At 50.6% G+C, this 13,470-nt stretch carries 13 protein-coding genes; 5 read left to right on the top strand and 8 right to left on the bottom strand.

The genetic code is table 11. From position 1 onward, the window contains the following. Positions 1-333: 333 nt before the first annotated feature. On the bottom strand, positions 334-762 hold the full coding sequence (locus tag PN477_RS17315; protein ID WP_272120975.1) for a universal stress protein: 429 nt from the start codon (positions 760-762) through the stop codon (positions 334-336). A 295-nt stretch (positions 763-1,057) separates the two neighbouring features. Continuing rightward, entirely contained in the window at positions 1,058-2,275 is a 1,218-nt protein-coding gene (locus PN477_RS17310) for an ABC transporter permease (RefSeq protein ID WP_417158846.1), read from the bottom strand. Between the two features lie 427 nt (positions 2,276-2,702). Between PN477_RS17310 and PN477_RS17305 the strand changes: the two genes are divergently transcribed. The 3 genes from PN477_RS17305 to proX are packed head-to-tail and all read left to right on the top strand — an operon-like array spanning position 2,703 to position 6,066. Further along, positions 2,703-3,947, top strand: coding sequence for a quaternary amine ABC transporter ATP-binding protein (locus PN477_RS17305; protein WP_272120971.1), 1,245 nt, complete (start codon positions 2,703-2,705; stop codon positions 3,945-3,947). A gap of 57 nt (positions 3,948-4,004) precedes the next feature. Further along, positions 4,005-4,928: an ABC transporter permease gene (locus PN477_RS17300; protein ID WP_272120969.1), complete on the top strand. Its 924-nt coding sequence runs from the start codon at positions 4,005-4,007 to the stop codon at positions 4,926-4,928. 55 nt (positions 4,929-4,983) lie between these two features. Continuing rightward, the gene (gene proX, locus PN477_RS17295; protein WP_272120967.1) at positions 4,984-6,066 is read left to right on the top strand and encodes a glycine betaine/L-proline ABC transporter substrate-binding protein ProX; all 1,083 of its coding nucleotides are present in this window, start codon (positions 4,984-4,986) and stop codon (positions 6,064-6,066) included. Positions 6,067-6,325: 259 nt separating this feature from the next. On the opposite strand, the gene PN477_RS17290 is transcribed toward proX, so the two are convergent. Then, positions 6,326-6,673 carry a hypothetical protein gene (locus PN477_RS17290; protein WP_272120965.1) on the bottom strand — a complete coding sequence of 116 codons (348 nt, stop codon included), beginning with the start codon at positions 6,671-6,673 and terminating at the stop codon, positions 6,326-6,328. 267 nt (positions 6,674-6,940) lie between these two features. Here PN477_RS17290 and PN477_RS17285 point away from each other — a divergent pair, with 267 nt between their 5' ends. Beyond that, positions 6,941-8,623: a DUF262 domain-containing protein gene (locus PN477_RS17285; protein ID WP_272120963.1), complete on the top strand. Its 1,683-nt coding sequence runs from the start codon at positions 6,941-6,943 to the stop codon at positions 8,621-8,623. Positions 8,624-8,736: 113 nt separating this feature from the next. Here PN477_RS17285 and chlG read toward each other — a convergent pair whose 3' ends face one another. From chlG to PN477_RS17260, 5 genes are all read right to left on the bottom strand, one after another. Beyond that, entirely contained in the window at positions 8,737-9,714 is a 978-nt protein-coding gene (gene chlG, locus PN477_RS17280) for a chlorophyll synthase ChlG (protein ID WP_272120961.1), read from the bottom strand. 11 nt (positions 9,715-9,725) lie between these two features. Next, a complete protein-coding gene (locus tag PN477_RS17275) occupies positions 9,726-10,826 on the bottom strand; it encodes a Get3/ArsA fold putative tail anchor-mediating ATPase NosAFP (protein ID WP_272120959.1) in 1,101 nt (366 codons plus the stop codon). Between the two features lie 18 nt (positions 10,827-10,844). Then, entirely contained in the window at positions 10,845-11,036 is a 192-nt protein-coding gene (gene petP, locus PN477_RS17270) for a cytochrome b6f subunit PetP (protein ID WP_072619820.1), read from the bottom strand. A 108-nt stretch (positions 11,037-11,144) separates the two neighbouring features. Further along, entirely contained in the window at positions 11,145-11,810 is a 666-nt protein-coding gene (locus PN477_RS17265) for an SDR family oxidoreductase (protein ID WP_272120955.1), read from the bottom strand. A 15-nt stretch (positions 11,811-11,825) separates the two neighbouring features. Continuing rightward, a complete protein-coding gene (locus tag PN477_RS17260; protein ID WP_272120953.1) occupies positions 11,826-12,158 on the bottom strand; it encodes an antibiotic biosynthesis monooxygenase in 333 nt (110 codons plus the stop codon). A 152-nt stretch (positions 12,159-12,310) separates the two neighbouring features. Between PN477_RS17260 and PN477_RS17255 the strand changes: the two genes are divergently transcribed. Next, the gene (locus PN477_RS17255) at positions 12,311-13,039 is read left to right on the top strand and encodes an RNA methyltransferase (RefSeq protein ID WP_417158845.1); all 729 of its coding nucleotides are present in this window, start codon (positions 12,311-12,313) and stop codon (positions 13,037-13,039) included. The last annotated feature ends 431 nt before the right edge of the window (positions 13,040-13,470 follow it).

Below are 13,470 nucleotides of genomic sequence, written 5' to 3'. Positions count from 1 at the left end.
TAACGTCCACTGAATGTCCCGCAGCAGACAACAAAAACTTAGTTATGTTTCGATTTCTCCTTCATAAACTATGCCGCCCCTGTGATCAGGTATTTCTTTTTGGTCGGACATTTTATCTGGCGAGAACCACCAATATTGCCTCTCTAGGCACACTTGGGTGCGTCGGCTTCTCGATTCTAACACAAAACTGAATTCAGTCGTCTCCCGTTGGTCGGTTTATTTGTTGGCAAAAATTCATCTCACCGCTAACCTAACGGTGTAGCGGGAGTCCTCTTTTTGCATTATTAAGATAGATCAGATCTTCAGAACCGCCGCGATCGCTGCGATCGCACCTTAACCCCGATTCACCAACACCGGACATTTGGCATGGCGCACCACTCGTTCCGCCACAGACCCTAGGAAAAACTGTGACACCCCCGTACGACCACTGGCAGAAATGACAATCAACTCAATGGCGTTTTTCTGGGCATAGTCAATAATTTCTGAGCTTGGACTCCCGATCACCACAGAAAATTTCATTTGTTTATAACTCTCGTCCGGGAAGCGATCGTAAAACGTTTTTTTAACCTTTTCCATGCGGGCTTGATTATCCACGGTTTGCCACACTACCCCCGGCTCGGTTGGCTCCAATGAGGTGAGCACATGCAAAATATGTAGTTTAGCCGGATCACCCACAAATTCGAGGGTCTCCGTCAGGGTTGTATAGGCCTCTTCAGAAAAGTCAATGGGAACCAAAACATTATTGGTTGTAAATAGAGTCATGTTGAATGGTCTCCTGTGGATTGAATTAAACGTGGGATGAACCTCACGACGGGGTAAGACTCAATTCTAAAAATATTGAAGAATAAGGATCGAGCGATCGCGCCAGACTGTTTTAGTCTAAAACAAAATAATCCTCAATCCTGTGTCATTCGTAGCGATTTTTCCCTGGATTTTGATATTTCTTCGCTCTGAATGGACGCGGTTTTGAGGTTGCACGGCTTTGCTGATCATTACGGTGGAAAATAATCCCAAACATCAACAATATTTTGCGGTTCGCGGGTCGCAACTGAGATGATCACAAGCTCCGCAGGGCAACGATGGGGTCAAGCTTGGCGGCCCGGCGGGCGGGAATGACCCCAAAGAACAGACCGATCCCGCTCGAAACGCTGAGGGACAGGATCACCGCCACAGGGGAAACGGTGGATTTTAAGGGCGTGGTGAGGGTCAGCAACCCGATCCCCCCAGCACCGATCACCGTGCCCACGACTCCCCCGATCGCAGAGACAATCACCGCTTCGATCAAAAATTGACTGAGAATATTGGTTTCTTTCGCGCCGAGAGCTTTACGCAGGCCGATTTCCTGGGTGCGTTCGGTGACGGAAACGAGCATGATATTCATCACCCCAATGCCGCCGACGAGGAGGGAAATGGCTGCGATCGCCACCAGCATCAGCGTTAATCCCCCCGTCACCCGCGTCACAATCCCCAAAACATCCTTTTGGGTTCGCACCGAAAAATCATCCTCGTCGGTGATCTGGTGGCGCAGACGCAGCAAGTTTTCAATCTGGAACTGAGCCGCATTGATACTCTCCTCATCCCGCGCACTGACGGAAATGATCGTCACCTGAAGGCCGTAGGGGGACGTGTTGCCCGTCACCTGATTCGCCATGGTGGTAATCGGGATATACACCGCCTCATCTTGGTTTTCGCCTAAAAATGCCCCCTTTGCCTCCATCACACCCACCACCTCAAAGCTCACATTGCCAACGCGAATCCGCTGCCCGATGGGTTCGCTGTCTCCCAAGAGTTTCACCGCCGTTTCACTGCCCAACACCGCCACCCTTGTATTCCGCGTCAGATCCGTATCGTTAAAAAATCGACCCTGGGCCATATCAAAGCTCCGCACCGCCAGAAACTCAGGACTAGTGCCAATCACTTGATTGTTCACATTCCGCCCTTGAAACGAAATGATTCGTTGGGCGGCGATTTGCGGGGCAACCCCATCGACGGCGGGCACTTGGGACGCGATCGCTTCGGCATCGGCCAACACCAAGGTTTGGGGCACTTCAAAGGATGTCCGGCGTTCCTGTTGCGACCCTGGCACGATAAATAACGTGTTTGGCCCCAAGGATTCAAACTCATCCTCTGCCAAATTCTGCGCCCCTTGCCCAATCCCCACCATCGTAATCACCGACGCATTGCCAATCACAATCCCCAACATCGTTAAGGCTGTGCGCAATCGATAGTTCATTAGGGTGCGAACCGCCATGGTGATACTTTCGCGGAGTTCCATTGCCATGATTTTGATTTTGAAGGGGTCAAAATTAGATTGTAGTTTCACTGTAGTGTGGCCGGGGGTTCCTCGCCACCCCTGCGGCATCAACTCCGGAGCAGGAGTGAGCCAGAGGCTCACACTACCCATGACCGTCATCCTCTTGTAGTGCGAGCTTCTAGCTCGCTGTCCTGTGATGAGCGGAGAACTGCGATCGCGCCCGACACCAGTCAAATTTTTGAACGATCATTGCATCCTGTTCAATCCACTTAACAATTTTTCAATATGCTTAAAAATTCACACTTTACCGCCCTAAATACCATCACAAACAGCACGATTCTCCAATGAAATGATGTAGATCAGAAACATCACAAATTCGATTCGCCGTTTCCCTGTCCGGCTAACATTGGATGCTAGGATAGAAATAAACCACTCGGTATAAGGCTTGATGGATGCTTCGGAAGTGAAAATTCGGATTGAAAACTTAATCAAAATATATGGTGAAAACCCCCAACATGCATTAAGACTATTCCGAGATGGGCGAGGCCGCGAAGATATTCTGAGCGCCACGGGCAATGTGCTGGGGATCGCCGATGTTTCCATGACCATCCAAAAAGGTGAACTCTTTGTGGTCATGGGCCTGTCCGGTTCGGGGAAATCCACCCTCGTGCGCTGCATCAATCGCTTGATTGAACCCACCAGCGGGCATATCTACATCGACGACGAAGATGTGGCCCATGTCACTCAAAATCGCATTCGCGAAGTCCGACGCACCAAGGTGGCGATGGTTTTCCAACGCTTCGGACTGTTTCCCCATAAAACCGTTATGCAGAATGTTGCCTATGGCTTGAAGGTGCGTGGCCTCAGCGATACGGAACAACGCAAAAAAGCCCTCGAAGTCCTCGACGTGGTCGGCCTGACCCAATGGGCGGATTATTTGCCCTCCTCCCTCAGTGGCGGGATGCAGCAGCGGGTGGGATTGGCCCGTGCCTTGGCTACAGATGCCGAAATTTTGCTGATGGATGAAGCCTTCAGTGCCCTCGATCCCCTGATTCGACGGGAAATGCAGGATGAATTACTGCGGTTGCAGGCGGAACTCCATAAGACGATTGTGTTCATCAGCCACGATATTCAAGAGGCGCTCAAGATCGGCGATCGCGTCGCCGTCATGAAAGATGGCTACATCGTGCAAACCGGAACCCCCGAAGACCTCCTTACCAACCCCGCCGACGACTACATTCGCGCCTTCACCCAAGACGTGAACCGCGCCCAAGTCCTCAAAATCGGATCAATTACCCGGCAAACGATCCCCGTCATCCTGGGGCAAGATTCCGTGAAAGCCGCTTGGGAGCAAATGCAGCAGCATGATCTGCGGCAGATGTATGTGGTCAACCGCAATGCCCAGCCGGTGGGCATCGTGCAGAAACCAAGCCTCCAGCAAGCCATGCAGGACGGCTGCGAAGATATTGGCATCGTCATGAATCGAAATTTCCCCCAAGTCCGTGCCACGACCAGTTTAGAAGAGATTTTCCATCTCTGTCAGCACGATCTGCCGATTGCCGTCACCAACCAAGAAGGCAAGTTTAAAGGCGTGGTGGAACAGTCCGATGTGTTGGCGAGTATTGGGCGGCTCACGGCTGAGGCTTCAGCCTCCTCTGCCACTGCTGCGGCGTCGGAACCGTTGGCAAGCTAAGTATAGAGGCACTAAATTGACCCATCCAGCTCTTTCGTAACTTCAGATCATCACACCATGCTAGAAATTTTTGAAACCTATACCATTCCCCTCGGCGATTGGGTTGAAATTATCGTGCAATTTGTTGTGGATAACTTTCGCCCCATTTTCCAAGCCATTCGCACCCCTGTCAGCGTCGTTTTAAGTGGAATTGAAGCCTTTTTTCAATGGCTACCCCCCTTAGTTTTGATCGTGGCGGTTGGGTTGATTGCGTGGCAACTCGCCAGTCGTGGGATTGCGATTTACAGTATGATTGCTCTCCTATTTGTGGGCTTTTTAGGCACATGGTCGCAAGCGATGACCACCTTAGCGTTGGTGCTCACCGCTGTCTGTTTTTGCATCTTAATCGGGATTCCTCTCGGCATTTTGTCAGCCTGGAATCAACGCTTTGAACAAACCATGCGACCGGTTCTCGATGCCATGCAAACCCTCCCGGCTTTTGTCTACTTAGTGCCGGTGGTGATGTTGTTTGGCATTGGTGAAGTACCGGGGGTGATTGTGACGTTTATTTTCGCTGTTCCTCCGTTAATTCGCCTGACGAATATTGGCATTCAGCAGGTTTCTGAAGAAGTGGTCGAAGCAGCGATCGCCTTCGGTTCCACACCCCGCCAAATCCTCTGGGAAGCCCAAATTCCTCTCGCCATGCCCACCATCCTCGCCGGGGTCAACCAAGCGATTATGTTAGCCCTCTCCATGGTTGTCGTCGCCTCCATGATTTCCGTGGAAGGGTTGGGGCAAATGGTTCTCCGGGGCATCGGACGCTTAGACGTGGGGCTCGCCACCGTTGGCGGCATCAGCATCGTCCTCATCGCCGTCATGCTCGATCGCCTCACCCAAGCCGTAGGCAAACCCCACCGTTTACCCTGGCGCAAACGAGGGCCTGTCGGTCTCGTGTTGTCCTTAACCCAAGGCAAAACACGTACCCAAAACGCCACGTCATAGCCATCGTTTCACCCGATGACTCTCACCCTGTACTGTTCAATCACGATCAATACCCATGATCCAACTGAATTTCAAATCCTTCACCTTTGGCACCGTCCTAGCCGGTTTACTGCTCGGTTCTGCGGCCTGCCAACCCAGCACCACCGACACCGCCGCCACCGCTGACGGCGACGCCACCGATACCAGCGCCGATGGTGCATTGCCAGGGGACGGCATTACGGTCAGTTCTACCCACGGTAGCTTGCGAGAAGTACGCTTCCAAACCGAAATCGTCAATCGGGCATTACAAGCTCTAGGGTATGAAACCGAAGAACCCCTCGAAATTGTCCCTCCAACGATGTATTTGGCGATCGCCAATGGTGATATCCACTACACCTCAACGAACTGGGAAAAACTTCATGCCGGATTCTATGAAAACAGCGGCGGCGACGACAAACTCGATACCATTGGTGTGATCACCCCCAATGTGCTGCAAGGCTATCAAATCGATAAAGCCACCGCCGATGCTGAAGGCATTACCAGTCTCGAACAACTCAAAGATCCTGAACTTGCGAAACTCTTTGACAGTGACGGCAACGGCAAAGCCAACCTAACCGGATGTAATCCCGGTTGGGGTTGCGAATTGGTGATTGAAAACCATTTAGATGCCTATGGTTTGCGCGATACCGTTGAGCATGATCAAGGTCAATATTCAGCCTTAATTGCCGACACCATTACCCGTTATCAACAAGGCGAGCCGGTTCTTTTCTATGCTTATACTCCCATGTGGTTAGGCAATGTTTTAAAACCGGGTACAGATACAATCTGGCTCGAAGTCCCCTTCACCGACTTGCCCGGAGAACAAGGAGAAGTTTCGGAAGCGGACACCACCACGGCGGAGGGAGTCAATCTGGGTTTTGCGATCGACCGGATGCGCATCGTCGCCAACCAAGACTTCATTGCGGAAAATCCCGCCGCTGAGGCACTCTTTGAGTTGGTGGAAATCCCCATCGAAGACATTAGCGCTCAGAACAGGCTGATGTATGACGGGGAAGATTCAGACGAAGATATTGCCCGCCATGTCGATGAGTGGATCGAGGACAATCAAGCAACCTTTGATGGTTGGATTGAAGCCGCAAAAGCCGCCGCTGAGTCGTAATCCGTCCACGCCTTCAGCCCATCCTAGAGGGCGCTGAACGCTAAAACGCTAGGCTGTACATGGTGTTGAACATCACCCCACAGCCTAGCGTTTTCCGATCTTGAGATCCTATCTCGAACGGCGATCGCACCTCTGCTTCCATCCCAAAACCCAATCACCCCAAGGTTGTAGCTTCGCAGTTGCATCTGCATCCTACCAAGCAACGGGAATGAGCGATCATAGGGTCAGGTGAGTCCCTTAACTGTAAGTCTGACAATACTTAATATTGTTCGTTTTCGATGCACTTACGGAGGGATTGGAGTTCGCGCAGGCGTAAGGTCAGCGTTTGGTAATCGTCTTTTGTGAAGTCTGCATGGGTGTGTTGCAGCACTTCGTCGCTTTCTTGCACAATGGCATCGCGAAGAAAGTCACTGAAACGGCGACGGTTGATGCCTTCGAGGAGAATAATCGGGACATGGATTGGCTCACCATCAACGGTCATCTCTTGTACCTCAGGCGGGGTAATGCGGCTAAAGGGAGACTTCGCCAACCACTCATAAAAGTCTTCGGAAACATCAAGGTAGTCGGCAGCTTCGCGGTCTTGGGTGTAGAAGGTGATGTCAAGCACGGTTAGAGATTGACCTCCTTAGACGGGGCAGCGCGATATTGGCTAGTGGTGATGTTTTCAGTATGATAATACTGCCCTAGTTGGTAGTTATCCAAGTGAGAGTTGACATAACACACCCAAGCTCTAACGCATAATTTAGTATCATGGTTAGTCAAGCAATACAATCAATTTATCCAAACATAACTGCTATCAAGGCAAAAATGTAGATTTTTGTATCAAGAAAGAACATTTGTATTGATTCTTTGGACTACAAGGGCAAATAAAATAATGACCAAATCTCCAGAAGCTAATCCCAAAAACCTGTTATCACTTGTGCGAAATGCGTACAGTGGTAAATTAGTTATTCCTGATTTTCAAAGATCATTTATCTGGGATAGAAGTGATATCGAAGAATTTCTTAGCTCACTATTACATGGCTACTTTGTCGGCACTTTTTTGGCTTTAGAATCTTCATCTAGAGACTCAATCTTTAGCTATACTTTCATCGAGGGTGTTAAAGAGTGTAATCCTGAACTAAGAAAACCAACTTCTTCGAGAGGAAGTGTAGACATGTTATTAGACGGTCAACAGCGCTTAACATCTCTCTTTTATGCCATATACAGTCCCAATATTCCTTTAAAAGGAACTAAGAATTCTTTTGAGTTCTATTTAGACTTAAAGAAAATCGTAAGCAATGATATTGATGATGCAATCATTGGAATATCAACTAAAAATAATAAGCAAAAAAGTGAATTTGAAGCTAAGTATGATGAAGGCTTAGTTGCTCCAATATCACTGGTAGGATCTCAAAGTGATTTTATTCCATGGTTATACGCAGGAAAAGGAAATGTGTGGAGAAAAGAAGAACAGCAATTGATTATGTCTGTTCACGAAAACTTATCCCAGTTCATGATTCCGGTAATAACTTTACCAGAAGACACTCCACGTTCTGATATTGTAAACACTTTTGAAAGGATTAATCGAACAGGTGTCAGTCTTTCTATCTTTGATCTAGCTACTGCACAACTATATTCACAAGAGATTAATCTCAGAGATCTCTGGAAAAGTTTTGAAAAAAATAATAAGAATGTCTCTAACTTTTTGGATCAAGTATCTATCTTGCGAGTCATTGCATTAATAAATGATCATGAAATTCGTCGCAAAAACTTGCTGGATGCAGTTAATCTAAAAAAGGAAGATTTTGAAAATTCATGGCAAAACGCAGTCAAATATATTTGTGATGCTTATGAGCGAGCCAAAAATAGTTATGGTGCATTTGAAGATAAGTGGATCTCATCAAAACAGCAAATAGTTGCATTAGCAACTTTACTATATAAAGCATCCGAACAATCACCCTATCTTTTAGAAAACATCTACAATAAAATAGATACTTGGTACTGGTATTGCACTCTAAGTCAACGCTATGATCGTCACTACATCACTCGAGTTTACTCAGATACAAAAAGAGTTGCAAAATGGATATCTGGTGGTGACATACCTGAATGGATGTTACAGACAGACTTCCAGGACATGAACTTCAAATCTGTGCAGCGTTCATCGGGCAATACTTCATCTCTATATAGAGGGTGTATAAGTATACTGGTACAGCAAGGCGTTCGAGATTTTCTGACTGGTCAATCATCTGTCTCGTCAAAAAAATATGAAGATGATCATATTTTCTGTAAAAGCATTTATAAGAATCACCCTTTTGTTGATAGTGTTCTTAACCGTTCTCTAATCACGAAAGGAACTAATCAGCGTAAAGGAAAAAAGTGTCCATCAGATTTTTTCAAAGATTGTCTTACTGGTCATGATAATAATGAAGAACGCTTACTATCAACACTTCAGACTCATTTGATCTCAAAAGATGCATATGATGCACTAAAAGCAGATGACATAGATCGATTTATTGATGCAAGACAACGATCTCTAGGGGAAGCTGCCAAAAAGTTAACTACCGTAGATCGATAAAATGATTTTTTCTTGACATTGAAAAATTCTACTTAAGCACAAAAAAAGCGGGCATAGCTAACATTTAGCTCTGCCCGCTTCTCTCAAGATTGAGTGGCTGAATGATGGACGCTTTACACCAGGGAACTGTGACCCAAGGCGAGACCGGCGACGAGCATCCCGAAGACGAGGAAGGGTTGGGCGCTGGCTTGGTATTTCACGTCGTTTTTGAGGGGGTCGCGGAGGAAATACATATCTTGGAAGGTGATTTGCGGCACGATGAAGAGGATTAAGATCGTGGCGTAGAGGTTTTGGTGAATGAAGATTAGATAGGCGGCAACTCCGGCTTGGAAAATGTCGATCATTAAGACGCAGATCCACGAGGCTTTTTTAACCCCGAACATCACCGGCAGGGATTTTAACCCCAGTTGGCGATCGCCCTCCACACTTTTGAAATCATTGACGATCGCAATCCCCAACCCCGCCAAACTGTAGAACAGCGTCAACCACACAATCGTCCAATTCAACGTCCCAAACAGGGCATGGCCCGCACACCAAGGCAGGGTGATATAGCTCGCGCCGAGGGCATAGTTACCGAGCCAGCCGTTTTGTTTGAGCTTCAACGGCGGCGCGGAATAGATATAGGCGAGAAATGTGCCGATCGCATTGATCAGCGTAATCATCGGAAAGGAATTCCCCGACCACAGATCGAGGAAAATCGCTAACCCAAATCCCCCCGCGAGGAGAATCCCGATCTGCGCTTTGACCTGGGGAATCGAAATCACGCCGGAGGGAATGGGGCGGTAGGGTTCGTTGATTGCGTCGATTTCGCGATCGTAGTAATCATTGAGGGTTTGGGTGTAGCCGGTCATGATCGGCCCGGAGAGGAGCATACAGGTGAAGGCCTTGAGGATATCTTCAAAACCCCACACATAGCCCCCCGACGATGCCGCCCCGCAGACCACCCCCCAGATCAGCGGAATCCAGGTGATCGGCTTCATTAATTGGAGGCGAATTTTCCAAATATTCGTTTCGAGGGCGGCTCCCTTCATGCCTAACATTTGCCGCGCTTTGGAGCCTGCTGGGGTTGGGGTTTGTTGTTCGTCTGTCATGGGTTCAGGGGCTACAGGGAAATGATCAGGTAATGGTCTTGGAATTTCGCCCCTTTGACGGGCTGGCCGGAGAGGGGCGGCGGCAGGAAGATGTTGCGCCGTTGATCGCCGGCTTCGATGGTGAGTTCGGGGCCGTATTGGGTGAGTTTGACTTGTTTTTTGTCGAAGCCGGGGAGGAAGACCCGTACTTGGCGGCTCGTGGTGTCGATGGTGAGGGGGCGGGGGATGTGGTCGGTGTCGCGGAAGTTGGGGAGGGTGGCGGCGATCGCCTCCCAATCACCACCAGCCAGAGTGGGGACGGCAGTACTGGGAATCGGTAAAAAGGCCTGCACTTGGTCATCCGTGGGCGTAGCTTGATTCCACAACACACCGCCGACGCTTAACCCCACCTGCTGCGCACTGCCCCAATAATATTGAGCGGTGGCGATCGCGGCTGGATGGGTGTCCGTTACGAGATAGGTTAAGACCCGTTGGGGGTTGGCGATCGCGGTTTTGCCCTCATCGAGGAGGTCTTGGGTTTCTTGGGTGGGTTGGTCGGCGAAATTGTCCCACGACCACGACACATTAAGAATCGCACTGCTCAGGGGTTGGATGAAGGGCGCGATCGCTTTTCCCAAATCCGACTCCAGCAGCACATTCCGAAAACGGCGCAGATACCAACTCCCCGTATCCGGAATCCCCAAGGTGCGCAGGGTGTTCAAATCCGCCGCCCCATCGTAAACAATCACATCGTAGTGATTGCTCTGGTTATAGGTGCGAATCTGATAGAGCGCCAGCGCCGAATCCATGCCCGGAAACAGCCCCAACTCTTGGCCGTAGACATTGCGCAACAGGGGAAACCGCACATATTGCGCCTCCCGTGCCTTAACCTCGTCTTCCCACACGCGGGTCATTAAGTCTGGCGAACTAAATTGCACCGCAGATAGATTGGGGGCGATGCTTTGGGGTTCCGTCCCCACCTCATGACCCAGCAGCAGCCCCAGCACAGGACTCGGATCTTGGGAGGCGAGTAGCACCCGCTCCCCCTGTTGGGCGAGCTTTTTCGCGGCGGCGATCGCCATGGTGGTACAGCCGACACCGCCTTTACCAATAAATGTCAGAACTTGAGCCATGAGTTTGGGGGATGAAAATTAAACTTCTTTGAGTTCGTCTGCGAAAAACCAGGTTTTGGTTTTATCATCGAATTCCACTAATGCCCCGACACCGCTGCCGTCGGTCATTTTGTAGCCTGCGATCGTGCCAATCTTGCCGAGTTTATCCGCAACATCACCCGATACCCGATCCCGAATCCGTCGAACTTGCACTTTTGTCCCGATTTCCATTCCGATCCTTATTTTTTGTAAACGTATGTGAAAACCATTACACAGTTTAGGGCAAAACCTGAACCCCTCGAAACTGTTTCGCGGTTCTTCTGTGGGGATGCGGGCCGATCACCACGGCAAAATTTCGCCGTTGGCGTGCCAGAATGTGCCGCTATTGTCGAGGGTGAGGGCATCGATGCGATCGAGGAGATTGTGAACTGAGGTGGCGGGGGTGATGCCGTTGGGGGTGAAGTGGGTCATGCGGGTTTGGACGAGGCCGGGGTGAAGAATCGCAACGGCGATGCCTTGGGGTTTAAGGTCGAGGGCGAGGGATTTGCCGGCCATGGAAAGGGCGACTTTCGACATTCGATAGCCGTAGGAACTGCCGGAGGTGTTATCGGCGATCGACCCCATGCGGCTGGTCATCAAGACGACTTTTGAGCCGGGGTTAAGGTGGGATAAGAGGGCATGGGTGAAGCGCAGCGGCGCGATCGCATTCACTTCAAACTGGCGGCGAATGCTCTCAAAATCGAGATCATCCAACCCCACCCGCTCCACAATGCCGGCGTTATTAATCAGCACATCAATGGGTTGATCCCCCAGACGGGTTTTAAAGGCGGCGATCGCGTCTGGATCGGTCAACTCTACCCCCGTTTCCACCCGCACCCCCACCGCATCGAGTTCCGGTGAACTCTGCCGACAGACAGCGATCGCCTCATCGCCGCGTGCTTGCAATTGCCGACAATATTCCACCCCAATTCCTCGGTTTGCGCCGGTGACGATGTAGGTTGCCATGGGTTTTCCTCCTGATTAGGCTGAAGTTGGCTTCGGGGTCACTTCGCTACACACTTCATAGAATGCGGTTTCCGGCGGTGCGGCGAACAGATGCCCCATTTCTTTAATCAAGGCTTCGTGAACCTCGTTGCGGTTGGCTTCCATGTCTTCGGGGTTATCCCAGAGGATAATCGCGATCCCTTCATCAGTGCCGGGTTTTTGGAGCATGTAGGCCCCTTCAAATCCCTCGGTATAGGTGGACACGGCTTTGACAAAAAGCTGCTCGGCTTCGTTGAACCGCCCCGGCTTGAAGGCTCCGATCGCCACGTAGGCGTATTTATGTTTGAGAAAATCTAAAAATTCCGACATGGTTCACCCTCCTCACAATAACTCGATGGTGTCGTCTAGGTTTACCTTGCCATCCTCTCCGGTGGAGCGGGGAATTTGTGGGATTTTTTTAACGATTTTGTCAAATTCGCTTACAGTGGGCGGTGCGTGCTGTGTCTGAATCAGGATTTGGGATGGGGTTAGAGCAGATTCGGATTGTGTTGGTGGAACCGGCGGGGCCGTTAAATGTGGGGTCAGTGGCGCGGGTGATGAAAAATATGGGACTGTCGCGGCTGGTGTTGGTGAATCCCCACTGCGATCGCACTTCCCCAGAAGCCTATCAAATGGCCGTCCACGCCGCAGAGATCCTCGACCAAGCGCAGATCGTGGCAACCCTACCGGACGCGGTGCAAGGGTGCGATCGCGCTGTCGCCACCGCTGGCCGGGACTGCAATCTCACGATTCCCCTCGAACCGCCCCGCCACGCCCTGCCCTGGCTCCGTGCCACCCCTGGCGAGGCGGCGCTGATTTTCGGTCGCGAAGATCGCGGCCTCACGAATGAGGAGCTCAACCTCGCCCAGCGGGCCGTGATGATCCCCGCAAATCCCGCCTATCCATCCCTCAACCTGGCCCAAGCGGTGGCGATTTGCACCTATGAACTGACCCAAGCGGCGATCGCACCCTCCACCCCCACGCCGGCGATCGCTCAACCCACCGCCCCCCTCGACCACCTCAACGGCTACTACACCGACCTCGAAACCCTCCTCCTCGACATCGGCTATCTTATGCCCCACACCGCCGCCGCCCGCATGACCAAACTCCGCCGCCTCTACAATCGCGCCATGCTCACCCCGGAGGAGGTGGCACTGTTGCGGGGCATGATTCGGCAAACGCGCTGGGCCTTAAGGCAGGGTCAAGATTAAGGAGCGATGGAAGGAACCCTCGTTGGAGCGATCGCATTCCCCATTCATTACCTGTATAGCAATCCTATTTGATTCATGAACAGGCAAGGGGCTTAAGCCCCTTGTTGATAAGGAGATAAGATCTCCGACTGATTTAGGATCGCTATAGCGGTGAGTATTAAAAATGGCGCTTACTTCATCAACATTTGAGCATTATGTTAATTTCAAAAAAATCTTAATCACTAAGGTTGAGGGCGCGATTTCAAGCAGGAAAATAGCTGTGCCGCAGTCAAGGTTAAATCGATCGTTTCAGGGTGCATCCCACTTTTGCAGATTCCCATGGCTCGCCAGGGAGCACCCTCATCCCCAGCCCTTCTCCCGCAGGAGAAAGGAGCCAAAAGCCCTCTCCTGAGGGAGAGGGTTGGGTGAGGGATTGCATAACTGGGATGCAC

The organism is Spirulina subsalsa CS-330 (assembly GCF_028330765.1).
Classification (GTDB): Bacteria; Cyanobacteriota; Cyanobacteriia; order Cyanobacteriales; family Spirulinaceae; genus Spirulina; species Spirulina subsalsa_A.
The sequence above is the reverse complement of the archived record's forward strand: the minus strand, read 5'-3'. Positions and strand labels throughout refer to the sequence as shown.